Genomic DNA, 24759 nt, shown 5'->3' on the forward strand with positions numbered 1-24759 from the left:
CATAGTTCTTTAAGTTATATTCATTTGGTATGTGAACCGTAAAAAAAATTATCTTTAATTTTCTCACTTTTATGATCGTCAAAAACCCCTATAAGCCCAAATTGTTCATCCGCATAAAAAATATTAGACTCGGTAGGATTACTAGGCTCGACATAAGTTGATCCGTTGGAAGAACTAGGGCTAAGATAATTTAATTTAGATTTTAAAATCTTATGTAAAGATGTATTTTGAGACATTTGTTGAATTGGCTGTCCAAAAACCATGACATTACATAAAATACTTGCAATTGCAGTACTGAATATACTACTTTTTCTGATAGATTTAAATAGAAGCATAAAACTGGGGTATTATTTGATGATTAAACGGTCGGTTAGTATCTTTTCACTGGTTGTAGTTATTATAAAATAAACACCTGTTGCATTAATTTCTAAAGGGATAGTGTATTGACTTTCATTCGATAATTTCTTTTCAAAGACCTGTCTTCCTAAAATATCAAAGACTTTAATCTCCACATCTTTGACTTCGTTCATCGTCACTTCGTGACTAGCGTTTTTTTGCAAATCACTTGGATTAGGATAGGTTTTGGTGGTAATGTTGAAATCATCAGGATTATCACTTGATTTATTTAGCAATGAATTAATGGTTTTTGGACATAGGCTTCTAACAATAAAGCTTTGTTGTTTAATACAGCCGTTATTGTTAACTATATCTAAGGTATATCGCATTATCGCACTTTGACATGGAGGATCATCATCACTTGGACCATCGTCATCAATATTTAAATTTATTAATTCTAAAACCCCATTATTATTTGTATTTATTTGGTGAACAATACCGTCAAACGATTCACCAATCAGTTGATAGGTCCATTCGTAAGAAACATTTTGGGCTGTAACATTTAAAGAGGGATCTATCAATAATGGTAAACAATCGACAACAAATATTGGATTTCCACATTGAATTTGACTATGAATATCTACATCTACACCTTCCCATGGGTCTGTAAAATCAGCATTTAAACTTATAGTTTCATCTAAATTATCCGTAATTTCTATAGTATATGAACCGTATGGAAGTGTTAAATTTACACTATTAAAATCATTGTTAGCAACTAGAGCAGGACCGATTTGATTATTATTCAAATCAAATACTTGAATATTATAATTTGGTATTCCTCCAAATATATTAACATTAAAGTTCGCCTCATCGTCATCACATTCTAGAGAATAATCTATAGATCCTGATAATATATTAGTGATTGTAATTCTATCAGATATAGAACAAGATCTGTCACCAGCAGTAACAATCACCTCATAGTCACCTGGCGCATTGACCACTAATAATGGATCTGTGTGTTCTAACAACTCTCCATTAAAATACCATTCATACGTTGCATCAGGATCTTCAATACCTTCTCCTGCAAAAAGATTAATTTCTTGCTGGTTTATACTTAGATTTTGGTCGGGTCCAAGATTCAAAAACATATTATAAATTATAACTTCAAACTCCCTTTTAACAAAAAGGCCATTCGAATCCTCTACATATATGATGTAAACACCTTCGCTAAGATCTTCAAGTGTCACTACTGTATTTTCAGTTATAGTTTGAAAAGAATATCCATTTTCAGACTCAACTTTGATAGAATACTTAGGTGTACCACCTGTAATTTCAATATCAACGTTTCGAGATATATTATATTTACTACATTCTGTTCTATGAAATTTTACTTGAACAATCATTTCTGGTCCAATGGCGAGGGTGTACTGATCAAATTTATTTTCATCAATATCAAAAAATATCTCTTCTACGGTTGCATAACCTTCTTGAATATCATCAATTTTAGTAAATTCAACAAATTCACTTTGAAAATCAGAAATCTCAGTATTATTTACGAAAGGATCTCTCAAAAACCATAATTTTAGATCTGTTTCATTTAAAATATTTTGAATTTCATTAGTTACTTTAAATCTTAAATTAATTGGATATTCTTTAGATTCTTCACCTGTGTTTTGACTTAACCATTTTCTTCCTAAAGTTGATACAAACATTTCATTAGGTTCATTTAAACTAAGGTTTCCATTATTATCGCCAAATAAAATAAAATGATTATCAGAAATTGTTAATTCTAATTCCTGCTGTTTAATAATGTTTGTTTCAGCATAGGGGCCAACTGATGCAACTAGCAAATCTTGTTCGTTTCTACTTTCAGCAATTAATTGATATAAACCACTTTTATCATCTTTTCCAACACCGAATATGTTATTACTAAAAGCACTGTTAATATTCCAAAACCTTACATTAGTAGAACTTTTATAATCAGAGTTCAACGTAAGTCCATACTTCAGCGCTAAATATGATTCAACTCGATTTTTCTCATTCGCATCTAATTCAAATGGAAATGATATAAATTCAGTAAAATAACCTACAAAATTTTCAGCTCCTATATTATTATTTTGATTAGAAAACGAGAAATTTTTGCCAACATTATATTCTGTTTCACCTATAAACCCATATGTCTTGTAGATTTTATTTAGTCGATAGTTATTCCAATGATAATAACTAATGTAAGATGGTTCATTGTTATAAGAGCTAAACAAATCCCCTTGCAAAGAGTTATTCAAAGCAATACCAGTTCTATTTTTAATAACATTTGAAGTTATATTATTAGGAATAAACTCAGACCATATTGTATGTAATTGAGAAAGGTTTGTTTCTTCCTCAATATCTGGCTCTCCGACAAAGAAATAAGTTTTACCTTTTGAGTACTCATGCTTTGTGTTGAATTTAAGACAAATTCCTTCAGCACTATAAAAACACTCGTTGAAATTAAAATAATCAGTTTCAGATTGGCCGCAATTCGAAACTCTAATATTAGAATCAACCGATAAATTAATTGGCTCTTCAACATTTGCATGATTACCTATAATCCAAATCTCTGAATTTGGTAATCCACCAGGAAAATTCTGACAAAAACTAAATGAGAATGATAGTAATAAGACACAAGTTAAAGTTTTCATAAATGAGGTATTTTTTCCAAATATAAAAAATTTTCCTAAAGTCGTGTTAACAATAGCCAATAAAATGAGTTTTCGTTGGTTAAAACTTCAAAACACTCAAAAAAAACTATCTTTGCAAATATTTATTTGACTATGAGTTTAGAAGAAAATTTATCTGAAATTGAAGAGTTGGGTCATAACCACATTGGAACTTCTAGCGAAACGCCTTTGCGAAAAGACGCATTTGAATTAAGTGATGAAGAAAAAATCAAACGTATTCAAGCAAATGTTAATAACATTATGCAAACTTTAGGTTTAGACTTAGCTGACGACAGCCTAAGTGGTACGCCACAACGCGTAGCAAAAATGTTTGTCAATGAAATGTTTTCAGGTTTAAACCCAAAACATAAACCCAAAATGTCAACCTTTGACAATAAATACCGCTATGGCGAAATGCTGGTTGAAAAAAATATAACCGTCTATTCCACCTGCGAGCATCATTTATTGCCTATTGTTGGTAAAGCCCATATCGCCTATATTTCATCTGGTCGTGTGGTTGGGCTTTCTAAAATGAATCGGATTGTAGATTATTACGCCAAACGCCCTCAAGTTCAGGAACGTATGACTATGCAAATTGTAAAAGATTTGCAGGAAGCTCTTGATACAGAAGATGTAGCTTGTATTGTAGATGCCAAACATCTTTGTGTAAATTCTCGCGGTATTAGAGATATAGAAAGCAGCACCGTAACTAGCGAGTTTGGTGGTCAATTTAAAAATCAAGATGTCAAAAAAGAGTTTTTAGATTATATTAAATTAGATACAACTTTTTAAATTTATGGCATTATACGACAATCAAAAACTTAAGATATACAACTCATTAACTGGAGAAAAAGAATATTTTAAACCTCTGACTAAAGGTCATATTGGGATGTATGTGTGCGGACCAACGGTTTACAACAAAGTCCATTTGGGAAATTGCCGAACTTTTATTTCATTTGATTTAATTTTTAGATACTTAAAGCATTTAGGTTATAAAGTCAGGTATGTCAGAAACATAACAGATGCTGGTCATTTAGAAAACGATGCCGAAGAAGGTGAAGATCGAATTGCTAAAAAAGCCAGATTAGAAGAACTAGAACCTATGGAAGTGGTTCAAAAATATACGGTTGATTTTCACAATACGCTTCAAAAATTCAATAATCTTCCTCCGAGTATTGAGCCTACAGCAACGGGTCATATTGTTGAACAAATTGAAGCTATCAAAACCATTATAGATAAGGGTTTAGCCTACGAAGTCAATGGTAACGTGTATTTTGACGTCTTAAAATATAACGAAAAAGAGCATTACGGAATTTTAAGCAAACGAAAGATAGAAGATTTAATCGCTAATACCAGAGAACTTGCAGGTCAATCTGACAAAAAAAATCCACAAGATTTTGCTTTGTGGAAAAAAGCAGAGCCACAACACATCATGCGTTGGCCATCACCTTGGGGCGTTGGTTTTCCAGGCTGGCATTTGGAATGCACGGTGATGAGCTCAAAGTATCTCGGCGAAGAATTTGATATTCACGGCGGTGGCATGGATTTAAAATTTCCGCATCACGAATGTGAGATTGCTCAAGGTACAGCTGCTAATGGCAAACAACCAGTGAGATACTGGATGCATGCTAATATGCTGACTTTAAACGGTAAAAAAATGGCCAAAAGCACGGGCAACAATATTTTACCTGAGGAATTGTTTAGTGGTGATAATAAAAATCTGTCTAAAGGCTATCATCCCTCTGTTGTGCGTTTTTTTATGTTGCAAGCCAACTATAGAAGTGTATTAGATTTTTCTGACGAAGCTTTAAATTCTACCGAAAAAGGTTTTGAAAGATTAATGAATGCCATTAATAGTTTAGAAAGTTTAAAACCTTCAGAGACATCGGATATCGATATCAAATCATGGCGACAATCTTGCTACGATGCTATGAATGACGATTTTAATTCGCCTGTCTTAATAGCTCAATTGTTTGAAGCGGTAAAATATATCAATGCGTCTAAACATGATAAATTAGCATTGACCAAAGAAGATATAAAATCTTTATCTAAAACTTTACATGCATTTTGCTTTGATGTATTAGGTTTAGAAAAGATAGGTAGCACCAATAACAACAATCAAAAACAAGATAAGCTTATCGAGCTTTTAATCGATTTGCGTAATCAAGCACGAGCCAATAGAGATTTTGAACAAAGTGATAAAATCAGAGACCGCTTGATTGAAATAGGAATTCAACTCAAAGATACTGCCGAAGGAACGACTTATGAAATCACACCATAAAATTGAGATTTGAAAACTATGAAACGCATATTGATTTTTCCTTTTTTATTCTTGATAAAAATTTATCAGTGGCTTATTTCACCACTAACCGCTTCAAGTTGTCGTTTCCAGCCAACTTGTTCACAATATGCTTATGAGGCATTCAAAAAACACGGTGTTTTTAAAGGTTTTAAATTGACTGTTTTAAGACTATCAAAATGTCATCCTTGGGGTCAATCAGGTTATGACCCAGTGCCAGATGATAACTAATTATTGAGTCTTATTTATAGCTTCTTCTTTTAAAGCATCAGAGGCGTAAAATCCAAAATCAACACGTCTGTTAAGCTGGCGATTTTCTAAGGTCTCATTATTAACTTTAGGTTGATTTTCGCCAAAAGCTTTGGTTTTAATTCGACTTGAATCAATACCTTTTTCTAATAGATAATTTTTAATAGACAAAACGCGTTCTTGAGATAATTTCATATTAACATCTTCATCACCGGAAGCATCTGTATGCGTTTCAATAATCAGGTTGACCTTTGGATATTGTTTTAAAGTTGAAACTATAACATCTAAATTTTGTCTTGATTCGGAATTCAAATTTGTTTTTCCGGTGTTAAAATAAAAATTAGACTTAGAATTAAATTCAAGTATCAGTCCTTCACCAACACGAAGTAATTCAGAATAATCTAATTTGTTTTGCAATTGTTCTGCCAATTTATCCATTTCATTACCGATATAAGCACCAGGTTTATCTCCCGTGATATTTTTTATAATGGCAGAATAGATAGTCAAGCTTTCGTTATTATCAAAATTGACTGAACCTGCAATTGCCATATCGTTTTTAGGGTTGATATATTCTGAAGTTCTTGCTGGCTTTTTCTCAACCGCTTTTTTTGAGTTTCCACAGGCAAAAAGGAAAACGCAAAAAGATATACAGATTAAAATAGATTTTGACATGAGAATAAATTTCATTCAAAAATACAAAAAATTAAACTTTAGGATGATTTTAAATTAAAATTTGAGCAATTCATCAAGTGTTGTTTTTAATCTTGAGTTGGCTAAGTAGTTTTTTTCTAGATTTTCAGCAAATGGAATCGGTGTATCTATACTGCAAACTCTTTTGACAGGTGCATCTAAAAACTGAAAAGCGTGTTCACTAATCCACGCAGCAATTTCAGCTGCAAGACCACCAAAGGCAGAGTCTTCTTGTAAAACCACTACCCTACTGGTTTTTTTAACACTAGATAGAATGGCTTCTGTATCTAAAGGTTTTAAAGTTTTTAAATCTATAATATCGATAGTGTTTTCAGGATATTCTTTAAGTAAAGCCAAAGCCCAATGCACACCCATTCCATAAGTGATAATGCTGATTTTGTTACCAAAATTTACAGTTTGTGCTTTGCCAATTTCGTGAGTAAAATACCCATCAGGGGTTTGTGTTTTTAAACTTCTATATAAAGCTTTATGTTCAAAAAACAAGACTGGATTTGGATCGTCGATTGCAGCACATAAAAGCCCTTTTGCATCTTCTGGAAAGGCTGGATAAACCACTTTTAAGCCAGGTGTTTTGGTAAACCAAGCTTCGTTGGTTTGACTGTGAAATGGTCCAGCACCAACACCAGCACCACAAGGCATTCTTATCACTACATCAGCATTTTGTTGCCAGCGGTAATATGTTTTTGCCAGATAATTAACAATAGGATTAAACCCAGAGGAAACAAAGTCGCCAAATTGCATCTCTACTACCGATTTGATACCGCAAATACTCAAACCCATAGCTGCTTCAATCACGCCAGATTCACAAATTGGGGTATTTCGCACCCGATGTTTTCCAAATTCTTCTACAAAACCTTCAGTAATTTTAAAAACACCACCGTATTCAGCGATATCTTGACCCATAATCACAAGTTCATCATGCCTTTGCATAGATTCACGCAAGCCATCAGAAATGGCATCAACAAAACGTTTTTCAGATGTTTTATTGCGTTTAGGTTTTATGATTTTTTGATCATTTGGTGCATAAACATCATTTAATTCTCCCTTTATTGAAGACTCGACTTTCGGTTCATTGAAAGCAATTTGTAGATGTTTATCTATTTCTGATTTGATTTCAGACTTTATACGTTCTATTTCTGATTCATCTAAAATATGTTTATCTAAAAGATATTTTTTTAAATTATCAATTGGATCTTTCGAACTCCAGTGACTTATTAGCTGATTAGGGACATATTTTGTTCCGCTAGCCTCTTCATGACCACGACGCCTAAAAGTTTTAAATTCAACTAAAACTGGTTTAGGTCTTTTGCGAACCTCTTCAAAAATATAGGTCATTTTTTCATAAACTTCTGCAATATTATTTCCATCAATAATATGAGATTCTATGCCATAAGCTTTTCCTCTATCGGCTATATTTTCAATATTAAACTGTTCGTTAGTTGGCGTGGACAGTCCATAACCGTTGTTTTCTACACAAAACACAACGGGTAATTGCCATACCGAAGCAATGTTTAAAGCTTCGTGAAAATCGCCTTCACTTGTGCCACCTTCGCCAGTAAACACACAGGTTGCTTTATTTGTTTTTCTTAATTTTTGAGCAAGAGCAATACCATCAGCTACGCCAAGTTGTGGACCAAGATGAGAAATCATTCCAATAATTTTGTAATCTTGTGTTCCAAAATGAAAACTTCTATCACGTCCTTTGGTAAATCCACTAAGTTTGCCTTGCCATTGAGAAAACAGACGGTGTAAAGGAATATTTCGAGTTGTAAAAACACCTAAATTTCTGTGCATAGGCAAAATATATTCATCATCTTTCAAAGCTAAAGTGACACCAACAGCAATAGCTTCTTGACCAATGCCACTAAACCATTTTGAAATTTTACCTTGCCTCAGCAAAATCAACATTTTCTCCTCAATTAAACGAGGTTTTAAAATGCTTTTAAATAAATTGACATAATCTTTTTGATCAATTTCAGTAGAGTTGAAGTTCATTGTTTTTTAAAATCAGATTTACAAAGTAAAAGAATTTTATAACAGAAATTGCATCAAAGCTAAAATGTTATAAAGTCGCAAAAATATTATCAAATTATTCAAAAATAAAAAATGTATATTTGACTTATATTCATCAAAAAATTATCAACTATGCCTAAAGCGCTTAAAATTATACTTTTCATCATAGCAGGACTGATTATTGTTGCTATTGCTGGTTTTTATATTATGAGATTTAACACAAAAAAACACAGCCCAGAAGATACTGTTGTTTTCAAACAAGACAGTTTAAAAATTGAAGTATTTTATAATAGACCTTATAAAAAAGGAAGAGATATTTTTGGAAATATTGTAGCATACAACGAAGTATGGCGAACGGGTGCAAACGAAGCCACTACTTTTAAAACCAACAAAGACCTTTTGATTGAAGGTTCGCTACTTGAAGCAGGAAAATATACTTTGTGGACAATTCCTAACGAAACCTCGTGGGTCGTTATTTTTAATGATAAAATGTATAATTGGGGTGTAAATTTTTCTGATGGTAAAGCCTCGCGAGTAGAGAAATTTGACGTTTTAAAGGTTGAAGTTCCTGTTTCAAAAAATCTTAAAACCATAGAGCAATTCAGCATTTACTTTGATGAACAGTTTGGTGACATCAATATGTTTCTGGCTTGGGATGATATTGTTGTTCCTGTATCGATAAAACCTGCTAAGACTTAAAAATTTAGTCCTTTTGAATAATTATATAAATCCTAAATATCAATCTAAGTTAAAAAAAAGAAAAAGTAGATCTGTCAAAACCCTGTTTTCTCGGTTAATCCATGGCGATAAAGTTGCATTAAGTCAAGCTATAACCTTAATAGAAAGTGAACAGCAAAAACATCAAAAAACTGTAGATGAACTCATTACGTCCTGTTTGCCACATTCAGGGCAATCCATTAGAATCGGTATTACAGGTGTTCCTGGCGTTGGTAAAAGCACATTTATAGAAGCCTTTGGCAAAACGCTTATTCAAGAAGGAAAACAAGTTGCGGTCTTGGCAGTTGACCCGACGAGTTCAGTTTCAAAAGGAAGCATCTTAGGCGACAAAACCCGAATGCAGGGTTTGGTAAAAGAAAAAAACGCCTATATTAGACCAACAGCATCAGGTAGCTCACTTGGCGGTGTGGCAAGAAAAACACGTGAAAGTATTATCCTTTGTGAAGCAGCCGGATATGATGTTATTCTTGTTGAGACCGTTGGTGTAGGTCAAAGCGAAACCGCTGTCCACAGTATGACGGATTTTTTTCTATTATTAAAATTAGCAGGTGCAGGCGACGAACTACAAGGCATGAAACGTGGCATTATAGAAATGGCTGATGCTATTTTAATCAATAAAGCTGATGGAGAAAACCAAAAAGCCGCCAAAAAAGCACAAATGGAATTTAAAAGAGCACTTCATCTCTATCCTGAAAAAAACAGCCAATGGATACCAAAAGTGAAGTGTATTTCTTCAATTAACAATAAAGGTATTACTGAAATTTGGGATATGATAAAGGCTTATCAAAAATCTACTATCGAAAATGGTTTTTTTAATCAGAATCGTTTTGAGCAACAAAAATTTTGGTTATTTGACAGCCTAAACCAAAAGTTGAAACAAAATTTTTACAATCATCCTAAGTTAAAATCAAAATTAAAAATTTATCTCGATAAAATTGAACAACAAGAAATTTCATCGTTTAAAGCTGCTGATCAGCTTTATCAATATTATCTTGACTCAATAAAAGAAAAATAATATTTAGATCAATTTTTTTGGAATCAAAAAAAATCATTACATTTGCAATCCAAAAAATTGAATACCTATGAGAAAAGGCATACACCCAGAAAATTATAGATTAGTTGCTTTTAAAGACATGTCTAACAATGACGTGTTTATCACTAAATCAACTGCTGAGGCTAAAGAAACTACCGAAATAGATGGTGTGGAATATCCTTTAGTTAAATTAGAAATTTCAAGAACTTCTCACCCATTTTATACGGGTAAAACCAAATTGGTTGATACTGCTGGGCGTATTGACAAGTTCAAAAACAAGTATAAAAAATTCAACAAACAAAAAGCTAAAGAAGAAAAGTAGTTTACTGCTTTATCTGATAAATTTTAAACCCCACTTTTTAGTGGGGTTTTTTATTTTAGTATGAGTTTTATATTAAAACAACATGAGTTCGATATAAATTCCAATAAAATATATTCATATAAAATACAGATATGTAATCACTTGTCATGTCGAAAGAGCGAAGCATGAGCGACGAGACATCTCGGTAGGATGAGATTTCTCCTTATTCTTCGTACGAAATGAAAATATGTAATCATTTGATTTACAGATTTCAATAAATCGAACTCACGTTAAAACAAATTAATTTTATTAATCGAGTAAAGGGATCTTCATAAAAGATATTGCAATTATTCGGATAATTTTAATTTATAACTCTTTAATTTTTATGTTTCTAAACCAAACATCATCACCGTGGTCTTGCAATCCGATATAGCCTTCTTTGGCAACATCAGCCCAGTTTTCATTTAAGGAAGGAAATTTGCTTTTGGCCACATCTTCTTCCCATTTTGGAGTCCATAAATGATATTCTACAACTGTTTTTCCATTTTGTTTGTGGACTACCGTGCCTTTAAACACAATAATTTCAACCTTATTCCATTGACCTGCTGGTTTTGCATTTTGTGGTTTAGCGGGATAAATATCATATAGTGAACCTGCTTTTCTGTTGCCATCAGTGCCTAACATAGCATCGGGATGTCTTTCATTATCAAGAACTTGCATTTCAGGTGCGGTTTCCCAAATATAGTCAAAATCATCTGACTCTTGACCGAGATAAAAAATTCCAGAATTACCACCTTCAGAAATTTTCCATTCTAATTTTAAGTGAAAATTATCAAATTTTTCGTCATAAAGAATATCTCCTCCGTTTTCTGAACCAGCTTCTCCTCTACCAGAACCCGCCATAAATAGTGTGCCGTCTTGAATTTTCCAATCGCTTGGAAATTTATCTGTATTATAACCTCTCCAGCCATCACTGTTTTTTCCGTTAAAAAGTAATTTCCAACCCTCTTTTTTTTCTTTTTCGGTTAGAGTATTAACTTCTTGTTTTTCTACAACATCAGTTTTATCGGTATTTTCAACGACTTCTTTTTGTTCTTCTTTGTTTTCTTTTTTTGCTTTGCCACAGGCAATTACTAAGGTTAGGGTAAACAGAAATAAAATTGATTTTCTCATTTTTTATGGTTTTTAAATTATTTGTTTTGTTTGTTTAGTTCGACTTTGTAAAAATTTAGCAATCAAAAAAGATCCGCCTTTGATTTTAATTTAGTAAGACCAACCATTTCTATAGGTGTGTTTCACATATTCTTCAGCTGCTTTTTTAGCATTAATGGTTTTATATTTTGTATCAAATTTAGGATCGCCATCTATCACTTTAAAGCTATCGGTACTGACTACTCTTATTTCTTCTTCATCACCAATATTTGTGATTGTCATATTTTCAGCATCCCATTCTAATCTTCTTCTCAAATCTTGTAATCTCACGGCAAGATTTCCAGCAACAACAACTTCGTTTAATGGACCTGCATAAGAAAAATTAGAGCTAGTCTCTACTCTGTTTTTCTTTTTTTCTTTTGCAGCACGTACCCAATCCATTTCATGGCCACCTAACATTGCATTTGGTATTCTGCGTAATTCACCTGTTGTAGGAGGTGGATTGTCTTCACGACCGATAATAAATGGGTTTGCAGCATAAGTACCACAGATTAATGTACCTTTAGTACCATAAAAAATAGCACCGCCCCAACCTTGTTGATCACCTGGATACATACCTGGTTTCAAGCCTTCTGGTCTATCAGGCTTTAAACCACCGTCATACCAAGTAAATTCTACTGCAGGCATATTTATTTTACCTTTTTTTGGTCTTTTTCCAAAATAATAAGTCACTTTTTCTGCAACTGGAGCACTTTCTGTATTGACTTGAGAGGAACTTGCTTCAAATGCATGAGGGTAACCGAGTTCTAAAGCTTTATAGACAGGATCGATTATGTGGCATCCCATATCACCTAAAGCACCTGTTCCAAAATCCCACCAAGCTCTCCAATTCCATGGCGTGTATGAAGGATGGTAAGGTCTTTCAGCTGCTGGGCCTAAAAACAAATCCCAATCTAATGTATCAGGTATTGGATATTTTTCTGTTGGTCTTTCTAGACCTTGTGGCCAAATAGGCCTGTCTGTCCAAGCATCAACTTTTGTAACTTCACCAATTTCACCATTCCAAATCCATTCACACACCTTTCGCATATCATCAGAAGAATTTCCTTGATTTCCCATTTGTGTAGCAACACCAGTAGATTTAGCTAATTCAGCTAATCTTCTTGATTCATAAACTGAATGTGTCAACGGTTTTTGTAAATAAATATGTTTGCCAGCAGACATACTGTCCTTTGCACTGACATAATGAGTATGGTCAGGTGTGCCAATCATCACTGCATCAATATCCTTATCCATTTCATCAAGCATTTTTCTATAATCTTTATATTTTTTGGCTTTGGGGTAATCATCAAAACATTTTTTGGCATACGCCCAATCTACATCAGCCAATGCAACAATGTTTTGCGTATTCATATTTCTAAGGTTGCCTCGACCCATTCCACCAACACCAATACCAGCAATATTCAATTTGTCGCTTGGTGCTGTGTAACCCAATCCTGAAATAACATGACTAGGCACTATTGAAACTCCTGCAGTTGCTATGCCTACATTTTTCATAAATTTACGTCTTGATAAATCACTTTTTTTAATTTTATCCATTGATGTTATTTTAAGTTAAAATTATATCGTTATAAAAGTATAAAAAAAAATTGAACTATTGTTTTATCAATTCTTACTTTATTTCGGTTTAATTTACGTAGTTTATAATAAATTTTTAAATTTATGCTTTAAAGTAAAAATATGAAAAAAATCGCAGTTGTTGGTCCTATACCTAGAGACACTATCAAGACACATCAGAATGAGGTTATAAAAAAATATGGTTGTATTTCTCACCCTTGTATTGCCTTAGCAAAACTTATGGAAAACGATGGAGAAGTTTATCCTATTTCTCACATTCACAAAATAGATAAAGAGGCTGTTGAGTCTTTATTTGCAAATTATTCAGCCATAAACACAGTTGGGATTTCTTCTGAAAAGGATTCTGGCACCGTGATATTTTTAGATTTTATCGATCAAAACAATCGGCGTGAAAAACAAACTGCTTTTATGTCGCCTATTTTACCACAAGACGTTGAGGCATTTCTTGATGTTGATGCCTTTGTGTTTGTCCCTATCAGCGATTTTGAAGTTCCACTTGAAACTTTAAAATTTATCAAAGCCCATTCTAAAGCTAAAATTATTTTTGATGCTCATGGTCCTACAACTTGTGTAACCACCAAAGGTGATAGACTGCGTCGCTTTTGGATTGAAATTGAACAGTGGTTGCCCTATATTGATATCCTTAAAATGAATCTTGAAGAATCGCAATGTTGTTGGTTTAAAACTGAATATGCTTTAGATGAAATGAAATCTTATGATGATAGCCAAAGAGAACATTTAGATGATTTTGCTCAATTTGTTTTAAATCATAAAACTTCACACTTATATATTACATTAGATGCACAAGGCTGTGAACACTTCACGCTTTCAAAGGATAAAACTGTTAAAAAGAATTTCATCAAATCTGTAAAAATGAAAGATGTGATAGACACAACGGGTTGTGGTGATAGTTTTGCAGGCGGATTGGCATACGGATTCAGCTACTACAATGATGCCTTAAAAGCGGGTCAGTATGCCAACGTTCTCGGTGCTTTTAGAACTCAAGGCAAAACTTTTGATGTATTCAAAAACAAAAAAAATACGGATAATTACTTAAATCGTTACTACAACAAATAATTGGGTATTCATTGGTTTAATCAATTACCCAAGCCTTAGATGTGCGATAAACCACACCTTTAAAAATTGCTACTATTTTATCTTGACAATATATGTTGACATAATTAAATCCTAGTTTGTTTTTGGTGATATCCAATTGGGTTTCTGCAATGATATAATCACCTTCATACAAAGCTTCAATATGGTTGATAGAAGTTTCGATAGACACTGAAAACCGACCATGTGTATTTGATGCAAATCCAAAAGCGGTGTCGGCTAAAGCGTAAGTTATACCGCCGTGAGCTTTTTGCATTGAATTGAGCATATCTTTTCTGATGTGCAATCCCAGCTTGCAATATCCTATTTTAACATCTAAAATTTCAACACCAAGCCATTGAGAAAATGGATCTAAGGATAACATTTTGTGAGGGATTTCGTTGTTCAATTGTGATTTCATTTAATAATGCTTTAATTCGGGTAAAAGTTAGTAAGTGATTAAACTAAAAAGATCTATATCTTTAAGTTGGGAACGACCATTTAAATTTTTTAACTCTATCAAAAAGCTATTTTGAATAATATGGCCTCCACTTTTTTGGACTAACCGATTAGCAGCAAAAGCGGTGCCTCCTGTAGCGAGTACATCATCGTGAACAATCACGTTTTCGCCTTTACTCACAGCATCAATATGCATCTCAAGGCTGTCTTTTCCATACTCCAATTCATAAGATTCTTGATGGGTTTTGTAGGGTAATTTTCCTGGTTTTCTAATCAAAACAAGCCCTGCATCAAGCCTTTGAGCTAAAAGAGTAGAAAGCAAAAAACCTCTCGACTCGATACCAACGACTTTATGGATTTTTATATTTTTAGGGAGATTGTATATGAAAGACTCTATACATAAATTTACAATTTGAGGTCTCAAAAAAAGTGGTGTAATGTCCTTGTAGTTTATACCTGGTTTAGGAAAATTCTCTATTTCTCTAATATATTGCTTAAAATCTGTCATAAAATAGTCAATTTAATATTATTTGTATGGTTATAACGTAAAAATAAAATATATTTGCACTCGCTTAAAAACCTCTGACGAAAATCGTGAATGTTTTTAAGCTTATACAATAATACGTTTTATCATGGATTTACTACAATACGTTCAAGACGAATTTATCGAAAAAAAGGATTTTCCTGATTTTTCTAGTGGAGACACCATTACTGTTTACTACGAAATTAAAGAAGGGCAAAAAACAAGAGTTCAATTTTTTAGAGGCACAGTCATTCAAATCAAAGGAACTGGACTTACCAAAACTTTTACCATCAGAAAAATGAGCGGTACCATTGGTGTAGAAAGAATTTTCCCAATCAATATGCCTTCTATTCAAAAAATTGAAATCAACAAAAGAGGTAAAGTAAGACGTTCTCGAATTAATTACTTTAGAAATCTAACAGGTAAGAAAGCTCGTATCAAAGAGCAAATTAAGAAATAGTCTAATTTCAATTCAAAAAGTCTTCATTAATTTTGAAGGCTTTTTTTTTAACATGGTTTTTTTTTAAACGCCAACATCATGTTTTTTTTCTTATTTTAGCAAGACTTATAAAATCAAAAATATGCCAAAACACGAAGCAAAAATTATATATACCAAAACAGACGAAGCTCCTGCACTTGCCACTTACAGTTTACTACCAATCATCAGAAAGTTTACAAACGCTGCTAATATTAAAGTGCAATCAAAAGATATTTCGTTAGCATCTCGCATTATATCTACTTTTAATGATAAGCTTGATTCAGATTTACAAGAAGAAGATACGCTTTCATTACTTGGTAAATTAGTTAAAAAACCTGAAGCAAATATTATCAAACTTCCAAATATATCAGCATCAGAACCACAATTGATTGCTGCTATTAAAGAATTACAAGATAAAGGCTACAATATCCCTAACTACCCAAGAACACCAAAAAACGAGGAAGAAAAGCAAATTAAAGCCCGATACGCCAAAGTTCTTGGTAGTGCTGTCAACCCTGTTCTAAGAGAAGGGAACTCAGACCGTCGTGTAGCAAAAGCTGTGAAAGAATTTGCTAAAGCACATCCCCATAAACTAGGCGAATGGAATAAAGATTCAAAATCACATGTAGCTCATATGAATGATGGCGATTTTTACAGCTCTGAAAAATCTGTCATCTTATCCGCAGCTGATGATGTAAAAATCCAACTCAAAACAAAAAATGGCATCCGAGTTTTAAAAGAAAGCACAGTATTAAAAAAACACGAAATTATTGATGCTTCTGTTTTATCTAAAAAAGCTTTGGTCAAATTTTTAGAACAACAAGTTAAAGATGCTAAATCTCAAGGGGTTTTATTTTCAATACATTTAAAAGCCACGATGATGAAAGTTTCAGACCCTATTATTTTTGGTCATGCGGTTAAAGTGTTTTATAAAGAAATTCTAAATAACTATCAAGACGAATTAAAACAAATCGGCTTTAATCCTAAAAATGGTATTGGAGATTTATATGATAAGTTGGATAAACTCAGTGCCGAAAAAGCTGAAAAAATCAAAGCTGAAATCGATGCTTTATACAAAGATAAACCTGATTTGGCTATGGTAAACTCTGATAAAGGCATCACCAATCTTCATGTGCCAAGTAATGTAATTATTGATGCATCAATGCCAGCAGCTTTCAAAACTTCTGGTAAAATGTGGAATAAAAATAACGAGCTTCAAGACATGAAAGCTGTTATACCAGACCGAAGCTATGCAGGAATTTATCAAACTGTTATAGATTATTGTAAAACCAACGGAGCTTTTGACCCTGCAACAATGGGTAATGTCTCTAATGTTGGGCTAATGGCACAAAAAGCCGAGGAATATGGCTCTCATGATAAGACCTTTGAAATTCCAGAATCAGGTCTTGTAGAAGTTGTCAATCAAACAGGAGAAGTTTTAATCGCTCACGAAGTTGAAAAGGGAGACATTTGGAGAATGTGCCAAACCAAAGATTTACCCGTACAAGATTGGGTAAAACTTGCAGTTACAAGAGCAAAACAAACAGGTTTACCTACAATATTTTGGTTAGATGAAAACCGTGCACATGATGCCAACCTACGCCAACAAGTCAAAAAATACTTAAAACATCACGACATTTCTGGATTAGACATACAAATCATGAATCCAGATGAGGCGATGAATTACACCTTAGATCGCGTAAAATCTGGAAAAGACACCATTTCAGTAACTGGTAATGTTTTAAGAGATTATCTGACAGACTTATTCCCTATTCTTGAACTCAACACGAGTGCAAAGATGCTCTCTATTGTTCCGCTTTTGGCAGGTGGTGGCTTATATGAAACAGGTGCTGGAGGTTCTGCACCAAAACACGTTCAACAATTTTTAGAAGAAGGACACTTGCGTTGGGATTCTCTTGGTGAATTTTTAGCACTCGCCGTTTCACTTGAAGATATCGCTGAAAAAACCGATAATGCCAAAGCTAAAATCATTGCTGAAGCTCTGCATGATGCCAATTCTCAATATTTAAAACAAAACAAAGCACCTTCGCGTAAAGTTAATGAACCCGATAACCGTTCTACGCACTTTTATATTGCTAAATTTTGGGCAAATGCTTTAGCTCAACAAAATAAAGATGAAGATTTAAAACTTCAATTTGAAACTATTTACAGACGATTAAATGAAGCTGAAGCTGAAATACTTCAAGATTTTATTGATGCACAAGGCAAACCCGTTGACATCAAAGGCTACTATAAACCTGATGAAAGACTGGTCACTAAACATATGCGTACAAGCGAAACTTTAAATAATATTATTGATAATTAGTTTAGCTTAATTTATTAATACAAGTGTTTTAAAATTGATGCTGATTAACTACAACTTCTAATGCTGAAATTGTATTATCCAAATCTTTATAAGTTAAGGCATCATTTAGGAAGTAACTTTCAATAACATTTGATGGTTAGAAATATTACTCTATAATTTTAAAAGATTTAAAAGATTTTCATCAAGTGATTTCAAATATTTTTCTTCAAGATTGCCTAATACCCCAATTATCAAACTTTTGTCTATAGTAGCTATTTTATTTAATCTGATCAATGATGGCTTTTTTAATCCGTTTATTTTTGATGGATATACAATAACATCAAAACTTGACTCCCATTTTAATTGAGTAGTAATAAAGCAAATTGTAACATCGTCCTCCGAATCAATTAAGACGGTTGCTGGTCTTTTTTTACTGCCTGACAAATTGCTAAAAGGAAATGGAATAAGAACTATATCTCCTTTTTTCATTAAAATTTTTCTTTTAAATCACTTTCATCATATAGGTCTTCTTCATCATTTAAAAAATTATTTGATTTTGATGTAAGTTCTTGGATGTTTTCTAGAATGATTTTATCGTCAATTTTACGCAATAGAAAATCTACAAAATCATTTATTTCCTGTAGCTTAACATCAGGCAATTTATTGATTTTTTTTACTGCATCTTCTATTAATAGCTGTCTATTCATCTAAATCGATTTATTCAAAAATAATCAAATTAAAATTAAATTAAAAAAATTTTAAAAATTTGATTTATTATTATTCAAAACTTTACCTAATGCCTCAATAGTTTTATCCAAATCTTTATAAGATAATGCATCATTGAGGAAGTAACTTTCAAAAGCACTTGGTGGCAAATACACGCCTTGTTCTAACATACCGTGAAAATAATCTTTAAATTTTTGATTATTGCCTTTGGCGGCACTATCAAAATCGCTTACTGGCTGATCAGTAAAATGAACCGAAATCATAGAACCATATCGATTGATTTGATGCTCAACGCTGTGTTGATTTAAAACTTTTTCTATACCATTATGTAGATATTCGGTTTTTTTATTTAGGCTATTGTAAATTTCAGGATGATTATTTAAGTGTTTTAAAGTTTCATAGCCAGCCGTCATCGCTAGTGGATTACCACTTAAAGTTCCAGCTTGATAAACTGGACCTTCAGGTGCAAGATGAGACATGATATGTTGCGATCCAGCAAAAGCACCAACAGGTAACCCACCGCCGATGACTTTTCCAAAACAAACCAAATCAGCTTTGATACCTAAAGTTTCTTGTGCACCACCTTTAGCCAGCCTAAAACCTGTCATGACTTCGTCAAAAATCAAAAGAATATCGTGTTCATCACAGAGTTGTCTTAAGCCTTTTATAAATGATTCTTCTGGAATAATACAACCCATATTTCCTGCAACAGGTTCAATGATAATAGTGGCAATTTCACCTTCATTAGCTTTAATAATTTGTTTGACTTCATCTAAATTATTGTAGGCAGCTAATAAAGTATCTTTTACTGTTCCTTCTGTAACGCCTGGACTGTTTGGCGTTCCAAAAGTTACCGCTCCACTACCCGCTTGAATTAAAAAAGCGTCGCTATGGCCGTGATAACATCCCGCAAATTTTATAATTTTATCTTTACCAGTATATCCTCGAGCCAATCTCACTGCACTCATGCAGGCTTCGGTTCCTGAATTGACAAAACGAATTTTATCAATATGAGGCACCATTTCAATAGCCAGTTTGGCAATTTTAGTTTCTAATTCTGTTGGTATGCCGTATGATGTTCCTTTTTTAGTGGCTTCGATTAGAGCCTCAACCACCGGTTCAAAAGCGTGGCCAAGAATCATCGGACCCCAAGAAGCAATGTAGTCTATCAGCTGTCTATCATCTTCATCATACAAATAAGCACCTTTGGCACTTTTAACAAAAATAGGGTCTCCACCAACGGCATTAAATGCTCTAACGGGTGAGTTGACACCACCAACGATATATTGTTTAGCTTCATTAAAAAGTGCACTACTGCGTTTATAAATCATAAATGCTTATTTTTCAGTTTAATATAATAAATTTAAGGTTTTATTTCAATTTTAAGTGCTGACCAATATAAATTTCACTGCCGTTAAGATTATTGAGTTTTTTTAACCTTTCAATGCTAATGTCATATTGAATTGAAATATTGTATAATGTATCTCCTTTTTGGACAACATGAATCTCTTTTTTTGGAACTTTATCGGTTTTTGTTTTTGAAAATTTACTTTTTTTGCCTTTCACAACTTCTTCATCATATTTATAAAGCTCGTAGCGTTCAATTAAACCGATGAGTTTTTTAGGATATTTTGGATCGGTTGCATATCCTGCTTTTTTTAATCCTTTAGCCCAATCTTTGTAGTCTGTTACTTTATAATCAAACAAAAAAGCATATCGACTTCTATTAAATAAAAATAATGAATGATCTCTAAACGAATATTCTGCATGTGTGTATTTTCTAAAGCATTCTTGAGATCTGTCATCATCGTGATAAACTTTTGCACCTCTCCAACCATTACATTTTATTCCAAAATGGTTGTTAGATCTTCTTGTTAATTGACCTTGACCATTGGCAGATTCTAAAATGCCTTGAGCCAAAGTTATGCTTGCTGGTATTCCAAAAAGCCTCATTTCTTGTTTAGCGATATCGGCGTATTGATAAATGTAAGATTCTGTTTGCGAAAGGTTTTTGGGAGGTTTTTTTACATGACCCACAGAATTATATACTTTAGATTGCTCTGTAACACCTTCGGTTTTTGATATGGATTGAGGTGACCTTTTGGTCTGGACGCTTTTTTTCTTTGAACCACACGATGATAAAATAAGAGCGGTTAATAGAAAGTAAACTAAGTATTTTAGATGTTTCAAGGTGAAATATTTTATTGGCGTAAATATACTTATTCAAGTTTTGATAAGCAATTTAAAACTCGATACAAAGTTTATTTTTTAAAATTTGCTGCTGATTGAATCCTTCTACACCTTGTAAACCACCTGTGTGGATAGCTAATATTTTAGTGTTTACAGGAAAATGATTTTGTTCTATCATTTTGCACAGTCGATAAAACATTTTACCAGTATATATCGGGTCTGATTCAATAGATGTGTGTCGATAAAAACTATTGATAAACCCTATTAATTCCTTATTAGCTTTGGCATAACCTCCAAACTTATCTTCTTGAAATATTTGCCAATTATTCTTTGTAGTCCATTGATTTATTTCTCGGTGATTATGATTTTTTAAAGCAGAAAACCCATACACTTTTTGATGTTTGTAGCTAGAGTTAATAATTCCTGCAAGCGTTCCACCAGTACCAACACAGCAAGCAATTATATCATATTTTTTGTCAGAATCAGATAAAATTTCTTCACAGCCTTTTACGGCCAAAGCATTTGATCCACCTTCAGGAATACGATAAAAGGAGCCAAATTTTTGTCTTAGTTTTTCTATTTCATCAGTTTCATCTTTTGTTTTATAGATTTTTCGACTGATAAAATGGAGTTGCATTCCTTGCTGTTGAGCATATGATAAAGTTGGATTGTGATTTGGATTTTCTTCTAATCTATGTTTAATTTCATCGCCTCTGATAACACCAATACTTTTTAATCCGCAAATTTTAGCTGCTGATGCCGTTGCTGCAATGTGGTTAGAAAATGCACCACCATAAGTTAATATAGTATGATGTTTTTCTAAAAAAGCTTGTTTGATGTTATATTTTAGTTTTCTGAATTTATTACCAGAAACTAAGGGATGAATTTGATCTTCGCGTTTAATATCAACAGAAATATGTCGGGTTTTGTCACAAAATACATTTTGTATTTCACTGTGATATGAAACGTCAAAAAAAGACATGTTAGATTTTTTAAAAAGTCTCACAAAATTAAGATTAATTAAAATACCTAAACTTTCTAATTATGTATTTTTGTAGTTATGAAGAAAATAATTCCATTAGAAGAAGGCGATTATTACATCACAGAACAAGGCTACCGTTGTTTTACGGAGCAATATCACTTAAAACGTGGCTATTGCTGTAAAAGTGGATGTCGGCATTGCCCTTATGGATATAATAAAAACATTGAATAGTTATGATTGAAGTTAAACTCGATTTTAAGTCTCAAATCAAACAAGGAATTCCAAATGAATTACCTGTTTTTAAACCCTATGATGACAGTGTCAATCATGCTCCAAAGCATAAAGACATTTTGAATATAGAAGAGAAAAAACTGGCACTTCAAAATGCTTTACGGTATTTTGAACCGCAACACCACGAGGTTCTATCTAAAGAGTTTTTAGATGAATTAAACACTTATGGTCGTATATATATGTATCGCTTTAGACCAGATTATGAAATGTATGCCAGACCAATAGACGAGTATCCAGGTCATTCTGAACAAGCTAAAGCCATCATGTTGATGATTCAAAACAATCTTGATCCGAAAGTAGCACAACATCCACATGAATTAATTACTTATGGTGGGAATGGTGCTGTTTTTCAAAATTGGGCACAGTATTTATTAACGATGCAATATCTTTCAGAAATAACTGATGAGCAGACTTTGGTGATGTATTCTGGTCATCCTATGGGATTATTCCCATCACATCCTGAAGCACCAAGAGTTGTTGTTACAAACGGCATGATGATACCTAACTATTCTAAACCCGATGATTGGGAAAAATACAACGCCCTTGGTGTAACGCAATTCGGACAGATGACGGCTGGTAGCTATATGTATATCGGTCCACAAGGCATTGTTCATGGCACGACGATTACCGTTTTAAATGCGTTTAGAAAAATCAATAAATCACCACGAGGCGGTTTATTTGTTACTGCTGGACTTGGCGGTATGAGTGGTGCTCAACCCAAAGCAGGAAACATTGCAGGTTGTGTGACTGTATGTGCAGAAGTTAATCCAAAAGCCATAAAAGTGAGGCACGAGCAAGGTTGGGTAGATGAAGTTCACGAAGATTTAGATGAACTTTGCAACCGGGTAAGACAAGCAAAAACAAATAAAGAAGTTGTTTCTCTAGCTTACAAAGGAAATATTGTTGATGTATGGAAAATATTTGACCAAGAAAATATCAAAATTGACATTGGAAGCGATCAAACATCTTTACATAATCCTTGGGCTGGCGGTTACTATCCTGTGGGTTATTCTTATGAAGAATCTAATAAATTAATGGCAAAAAATCCTGAAAAATTCAAAAAAGCAGTTCAAGACAGTTTAAGAAAACAAGTTGATGCCATCAACGCTCATACCGCTAAAGGAACGTATTTTTTTGATTATGGTAATGCATTTTTATTAGAAGCTTCTAGAGCTAATGCTAAGATTTATAAAAATGAGACTGGAAAAATGATTAATAAATCTGAATGCAAAAATCCAGATAAATTTGCTTATCCTAGCTATGTTCAAGACATTATGGGACCAATGTGTTTTGATTATGGTTTTGGACCATTTAGATGGGTTTGTGCCAGTGGAAAGGATGAAGATTTAGACAAAACTGACCAACTAGCTTGTGAAGTCCTTCAGCAACAATCTGAAAATGCACCAATTGAAATCAAACAGCAAATGCAAGATAATATCACTTGGATACAAGGTGCCAAAGCCAATAAACTCGTAGTAGGTTCTAAAGCAAGAATTTTATATGCTGATGCCGAAGGTCGAATGAAAATTGCTAAAGCTTTTAACGATGCTATAAAAACAGGAGAAATCGGTCCTGTGATATTAGGAAGAGATCATCACGATGTTTCGGGTACCGATTCGCCGTATAGAGAAACTTCAAATATTTATGATGGAAGCCAGTTTACAGCAGATATGTCAATACAAAACGTCATTGGCGATAGCTTTAGAGGAGCAACTTGGGTAAGCATCCACAACGGTGGTGGCGTAGGTTGGGGCGAAGTAATCAACGGTGGATTTGGCATGGTACTTGATGGTAATAAACTAGCAGAACGTCGGTTAAAAAGTATGTTGCATTGGGATGTCAATAATGGCATTTCACGACGGTCTTGGGCAAGAAATGATGGAGCTATTTTTGCCATTAAGCGTGCAATGGAAGATGAACCTTTACTCAAGGTAACATTAGCTCAACAAGTCAAAGAAGATGAAATAAATAAATTGTTATGAAAAATTTTTTAATTTTATGTTTAACTGGTTTATTGTTTAGTTCTTGTGCAACTATTAATGTTGCAACAGACTACGATAAAGAAGTCAATTTTGATCAATACAATACTTATGCATTCTTTAAACCAGGTATAGACAAAGCTCAAATATCAGATTTAGATAAAAAGCGTATATTAAGGGCTATTGACTTTGAGCTTTCTCAAAAAGGTATGACCAAATCTGAAAATCCAGATATATTAGTAAGTTTTTTTACTCAAACAAAAGAGAAAATCAATGTGTATCAAGACAATTTTGGCTATGGTTGGGGTTGGAGTCCTTATTATTGGGGCGGTGCTGGACGAGTCAGTTCTTACGCAAGTACCGAAGGTACACTTTTTATTGATTTAATTGATGCTGAACGCAATGAGTTGGTTTGGCAAGGACTTGGCACAGGTGCTTTATCTCAAGATATGGAACGCAAAGAAGAAAAAATCAAAGAAATTGTAAAAGAAATTCTAAAAAAATATCCTCCGCAACTCGAAGACAAAAAGTAATTTTTTAGTTACAATTTTGTTTTGTTCACAAA

The 24759-nt window shown here is 33.2% G+C and carries 25 protein-coding genes; 12 read left to right on the forward strand and 13 right to left on the reverse strand.

Annotation, left to right across the window (positions count from 1 at the left end; all coding sequences use genetic code 11):
* Positions 1–20: 20 nt before the first annotated feature.
* Positions 21–335 (reverse strand): hypothetical protein, encoded by a 315-nt coding sequence (locus ACSSV5_RS03785; RefSeq protein ID WP_454244841.1) that lies wholly within the window; start codon positions 333–335, stop codon positions 21–23.
* A gap of 12 nt (positions 336–347) precedes the next feature.
* Positions 348–3017: a T9SS type A sorting domain-containing protein gene (locus tag ACSSV5_RS03790; RefSeq protein WP_454244842.1), complete on the reverse strand. Its 2670-nt coding sequence runs from the start codon at positions 3015–3017 to the stop codon at positions 348–350.
* 132 nt (positions 3018–3149) lie between these two features.
* Between ACSSV5_RS03790 and folE the strand changes: the two genes are divergently transcribed.
* Genes folE through yidD form a run of 3 tightly spaced genes read left to right on the forward strand, consistent with a single transcriptional unit; the run spans position 3150 to position 5565 of the window.
* On the forward strand, positions 3150–3827 hold the full coding sequence (gene folE, locus ACSSV5_RS03795; RefSeq protein ID WP_454244843.1) for a GTP cyclohydrolase I FolE: 678 nt from the start codon (positions 3150–3152) through the stop codon (positions 3825–3827).
* Positions 3828–3831: 4 nt separating this feature from the next.
* Complete coding sequence (cysS, locus tag ACSSV5_RS03800) at positions 3832–5316, forward strand: cysteine--tRNA ligase (RefSeq protein WP_454244844.1); 1485 nt, start codon at positions 3832–3834, stop codon at positions 5314–5316.
* A gap of 18 nt (positions 5317–5334) precedes the next feature.
* Positions 5335–5565: a membrane protein insertion efficiency factor YidD gene (gene yidD, locus ACSSV5_RS03805; protein WP_211066126.1), complete on the forward strand. Its 231-nt coding sequence runs from the start codon at positions 5335–5337 to the stop codon at positions 5563–5565.
* Here the strand turns inward: yidD and ACSSV5_RS03810 are convergent, their stop codons facing one another.
* Together ACSSV5_RS03810 and ACSSV5_RS03815 are read right to left on the reverse strand one after the other, a co-directional pair.
* The gene (locus ACSSV5_RS03810) at positions 5566–6255 is read right to left on the reverse strand and encodes an OmpA family protein (RefSeq protein ID WP_454244845.1); all 690 of its coding nucleotides are present in this window, start codon (positions 6253–6255) and stop codon (positions 5566–5568) included. It lies immediately after the preceding gene.
* Positions 6256–6309: 54 nt separating this feature from the next.
* Positions 6310–8289: an alpha-ketoacid dehydrogenase subunit alpha/beta gene (locus ACSSV5_RS03815; protein WP_454244846.1), complete on the reverse strand. Its 1980-nt coding sequence runs from the start codon at positions 8287–8289 to the stop codon at positions 6310–6312.
* Between the two features lie 150 nt (positions 8290–8439).
* On the opposite strand from ACSSV5_RS03815, the gene ACSSV5_RS03820 reads away from it, so the two are divergent.
* From ACSSV5_RS03820 to ACSSV5_RS03830, 3 genes are all read left to right on the forward strand, one after another.
* Positions 8440–9006, forward strand: a complete 567-nt coding sequence (locus tag ACSSV5_RS03820; protein ID WP_211066123.1) for a DUF2911 domain-containing protein — start codon at positions 8440–8442, stop codon at positions 9004–9006.
* A gap of 13 nt (positions 9007–9019) precedes the next feature.
* The gene (gene meaB / locus ACSSV5_RS03825) at positions 9020–10060 is read left to right on the forward strand and encodes a methylmalonyl Co-A mutase-associated GTPase MeaB (RefSeq protein ID WP_454244847.1); all 1041 of its coding nucleotides are present in this window, start codon (positions 9020–9022) and stop codon (positions 10058–10060) included.
* Between the two features lie 67 nt (positions 10061–10127).
* The gene (locus ACSSV5_RS03830; RefSeq protein WP_211066122.1) at positions 10128–10400 is read left to right on the forward strand and encodes a type B 50S ribosomal protein L31; all 273 of its coding nucleotides are present in this window, start codon (positions 10128–10130) and stop codon (positions 10398–10400) included.
* Positions 10401–10745: 345 nt separating this feature from the next.
* On the opposite strand, the gene ACSSV5_RS03835 is transcribed toward ACSSV5_RS03830, so the two are convergent.
* Together ACSSV5_RS03835 and ACSSV5_RS03840 are read right to left on the reverse strand one after the other, a co-directional pair.
* Entirely contained in the window at positions 10746–11552 is an 807-nt protein-coding gene (locus tag ACSSV5_RS03835) for a 3-keto-disaccharide hydrolase (RefSeq protein WP_211066121.1), read from the reverse strand.
* A 90-nt stretch (positions 11553–11642) separates the two neighbouring features.
* Entirely contained in the window at positions 11643–13130 is a 1488-nt protein-coding gene (locus tag ACSSV5_RS03840; RefSeq protein ID WP_454244848.1) for a Gfo/Idh/MocA family protein, read from the reverse strand.
* A 141-nt stretch (positions 13131–13271) separates the two neighbouring features.
* Between ACSSV5_RS03840 and ACSSV5_RS03845 the strand changes: the two genes are divergently transcribed.
* Positions 13272–14246, forward strand: a complete 975-nt coding sequence (locus ACSSV5_RS03845) for a carbohydrate kinase family protein (RefSeq protein ID WP_454244849.1) — start codon at positions 13272–13274, stop codon at positions 14244–14246.
* Positions 14247–14262: 16 nt separating this feature from the next.
* Here the strand turns inward: ACSSV5_RS03845 and ACSSV5_RS03850 are convergent, their stop codons facing one another.
* Together ACSSV5_RS03850 and ACSSV5_RS03855 are read right to left on the reverse strand one after the other, a co-directional pair.
* On the reverse strand, positions 14263–14682 hold the full coding sequence (locus tag ACSSV5_RS03850) for a PaaI family thioesterase (protein ID WP_454244850.1): 420 nt from the start codon (positions 14680–14682) through the stop codon (positions 14263–14265).
* 27 nt (positions 14683–14709) lie between these two features.
* Entirely contained in the window at positions 14710–15228 is a 519-nt protein-coding gene (locus ACSSV5_RS03855) for an adenine phosphoribosyltransferase (RefSeq protein ID WP_454244851.1), read from the reverse strand.
* Positions 15229–15352: 124 nt separating this feature from the next.
* Between ACSSV5_RS03855 and rplS the strand changes: the two genes are divergently transcribed.
* Both rplS and ACSSV5_RS03865 read left to right on the forward strand, forming a co-directional pair.
* Complete coding sequence (rplS, locus tag ACSSV5_RS03860; protein WP_371815934.1) at positions 15353–15703, forward strand: 50S ribosomal protein L19; 351 nt, start codon at positions 15353–15355, stop codon at positions 15701–15703.
* Between the two features lie 121 nt (positions 15704–15824).
* Positions 15825–18047: an NADP-dependent isocitrate dehydrogenase gene (locus tag ACSSV5_RS03865; RefSeq protein ID WP_454244852.1), complete on the forward strand. Its 2223-nt coding sequence runs from the start codon at positions 15825–15827 to the stop codon at positions 18045–18047.
* A gap of 150 nt (positions 18048–18197) precedes the next feature.
* Here the strand turns inward: ACSSV5_RS03865 and ACSSV5_RS03870 are convergent, their stop codons facing one another.
* The 5 genes from ACSSV5_RS03870 to ACSSV5_RS03890 are packed head-to-tail and all read right to left on the reverse strand — an operon-like array spanning position 18198 to position 21924.
* Entirely contained in the window at positions 18198–18515 is a 318-nt protein-coding gene (locus ACSSV5_RS03870; protein ID WP_454244853.1) for a type II toxin-antitoxin system PemK/MazF family toxin, read from the reverse strand.
* A complete protein-coding gene (locus tag ACSSV5_RS03875) occupies positions 18515–18733 on the reverse strand; it encodes a hypothetical protein (protein ID WP_211066116.1) in 219 nt (72 codons plus the stop codon). Before ACSSV5_RS03875 ends, ACSSV5_RS03870 begins: the two co-directional genes overlap by 1 nt.
* A gap of 51 nt (positions 18734–18784) precedes the next feature.
* Entirely contained in the window at positions 18785–20083 is a 1299-nt protein-coding gene (gene hemL, locus ACSSV5_RS03880) for a glutamate-1-semialdehyde 2,1-aminomutase (protein ID WP_454244854.1), read from the reverse strand.
* A 40-nt stretch (positions 20084–20123) separates the two neighbouring features.
* Positions 20124–20942 carry a glucosaminidase domain-containing protein gene (locus tag ACSSV5_RS03885; protein WP_454244855.1) on the reverse strand — a complete coding sequence of 273 codons (819 nt, stop codon included), beginning with the start codon at positions 20940–20942 and terminating at the stop codon, positions 20124–20126.
* A 52-nt stretch (positions 20943–20994) separates the two neighbouring features.
* Complete coding sequence (locus ACSSV5_RS03890) at positions 20995–21924, reverse strand: 1-aminocyclopropane-1-carboxylate deaminase/D-cysteine desulfhydrase (protein WP_454244856.1); 930 nt, start codon at positions 21922–21924, stop codon at positions 20995–20997.
* Between the two features lie 78 nt (positions 21925–22002).
* On the opposite strand from ACSSV5_RS03890, the gene ACSSV5_RS03895 reads away from it, so the two are divergent.
* The 3 genes from ACSSV5_RS03895 to ACSSV5_RS03905 are packed head-to-tail and all read left to right on the forward strand — an operon-like array spanning position 22003 to position 24727.
* Positions 22003–22155 (forward strand): DUF5522 domain-containing protein, encoded by a 153-nt coding sequence (locus ACSSV5_RS03895; RefSeq protein WP_211066112.1) that lies wholly within the window; start codon positions 22003–22005, stop codon positions 22153–22155.
* Positions 22156–22157: 2 nt separating this feature from the next.
* On the forward strand, positions 22158–24197 hold the full coding sequence (locus ACSSV5_RS03900) for a urocanate hydratase (protein WP_454244857.1): 2040 nt from the start codon (positions 22158–22160) through the stop codon (positions 24195–24197).
* Positions 24194–24727, forward strand: a complete 534-nt coding sequence (locus ACSSV5_RS03905) for a DUF4136 domain-containing protein (protein ID WP_454244858.1) — start codon at positions 24194–24196, stop codon at positions 24725–24727. The genes ACSSV5_RS03900 and ACSSV5_RS03905 overlap by 4 nt, the downstream gene beginning before the upstream one ends.
* Positions 24728–24759 lie beyond the last annotated feature (32 nt).

Source organism: Psychroflexus sp. MBR-150, assembly GCF_053628795.1.

Excerpts from the sequence above, each read along its gene's own strand:
- ACSSV5_RS03895 (WP_211066112.1), top strand. The coding sequence starts at position 22,003 with ATGAAGAAAATAATTCCATTAGAAGAAGGCGATTATTACATCACAGAA.
- cysS (WP_454244844.1), top strand. The coding sequence starts at position 3,832 with ATGGCATTATACGACAATCAAAAACTTAAGATATACAACTCATTAACT.
- ACSSV5_RS03830 (WP_211066122.1), top strand. The coding sequence starts at position 10,128 with ATGAGAAAAGGCATACACCCAGAAAATTATAGATTAGTTGCTTTTAAA.
- hemL (WP_454244854.1), bottom strand. The coding sequence starts at position 20,083 with ATGATTTATAAACGCAGTAGTGCACTTTTTAATGAAGCTAAACAATAT.
- ACSSV5_RS03790 (WP_454244842.1), bottom strand. The coding sequence starts at position 3,017 with ATGAAAACTTTAACTTGTGTCTTATTACTATCATTCTCATTTAGTTTT.
- ACSSV5_RS03785 (WP_454244841.1), bottom strand. The coding sequence starts at position 335 with ATGCTTCTATTTAAATCTATCAGAAAAAGTAGTATATTCAGTACTGCA.
- yidD (WP_211066126.1), top strand. The coding sequence starts at position 5,335 with ATGAAACGCATATTGATTTTTCCTTTTTTATTCTTGATAAAAATTTAT.
- ACSSV5_RS03870 (WP_454244853.1), bottom strand. The coding sequence starts at position 18,515 with ATGAAAAAAGGAGATATAGTTCTTATTCCATTTCCTTTTAGCAATTTG.
- folE (WP_454244843.1), top strand. The coding sequence starts at position 3,150 with ATGAGTTTAGAAGAAAATTTATCTGAAATTGAAGAGTTGGGTCATAAC.
- ACSSV5_RS03835 (WP_211066121.1), bottom strand. The coding sequence starts at position 11,552 with ATGAGAAAATCAATTTTATTTCTGTTTACCCTAACCTTAGTAATTGCC.
- ACSSV5_RS03875 (WP_211066116.1), bottom strand. The coding sequence starts at position 18,733 with ATGAATAGACAGCTATTAATAGAAGATGCAGTAAAAAAAATCAATAAA.
- ACSSV5_RS03810 (WP_454244845.1), bottom strand. The coding sequence starts at position 6,255 with ATGTCAAAATCTATTTTAATCTGTATATCTTTTTGCGTTTTCCTTTTT.
- ACSSV5_RS03865 (WP_454244852.1), top strand. The coding sequence starts at position 15,825 with ATGCCAAAACACGAAGCAAAAATTATATATACCAAAACAGACGAAGCT.
- ACSSV5_RS03855 (WP_454244851.1), bottom strand. The coding sequence starts at position 15,228 with ATGACAGATTTTAAGCAATATATTAGAGAAATAGAGAATTTTCCTAAA.
- ACSSV5_RS03840 (WP_454244848.1), bottom strand. The coding sequence starts at position 13,130 with ATGGATAAAATTAAAAAAAGTGATTTATCAAGACGTAAATTTATGAAA.
- rplS (WP_371815934.1), top strand. The coding sequence starts at position 15,353 with ATGGATTTACTACAATACGTTCAAGACGAATTTATCGAAAAAAAGGAT.
- ACSSV5_RS03905 (WP_454244858.1), top strand. The coding sequence starts at position 24,194 with ATGAAAAATTTTTTAATTTTATGTTTAACTGGTTTATTGTTTAGTTCT.
- ACSSV5_RS03815 (WP_454244846.1), bottom strand. The coding sequence starts at position 8,289 with ATGAACTTCAACTCTACTGAAATTGATCAAAAAGATTATGTCAATTTA.
- ACSSV5_RS03820 (WP_211066123.1), top strand. The coding sequence starts at position 8,440 with ATGCCTAAAGCGCTTAAAATTATACTTTTCATCATAGCAGGACTGATT.
- ACSSV5_RS03850 (WP_454244850.1), bottom strand. The coding sequence starts at position 14,682 with ATGAAATCACAATTGAACAACGAAATCCCTCACAAAATGTTATCCTTA.
- ACSSV5_RS03890 (WP_454244856.1), bottom strand. The coding sequence starts at position 21,924 with ATGTCTTTTTTTGACGTTTCATATCACAGTGAAATACAAAATGTATTT.
- ACSSV5_RS03900 (WP_454244857.1), top strand. The coding sequence starts at position 22,158 with ATGATTGAAGTTAAACTCGATTTTAAGTCTCAAATCAAACAAGGAATT.
- ACSSV5_RS03845 (WP_454244849.1), top strand. The coding sequence starts at position 13,272 with ATGAAAAAAATCGCAGTTGTTGGTCCTATACCTAGAGACACTATCAAG.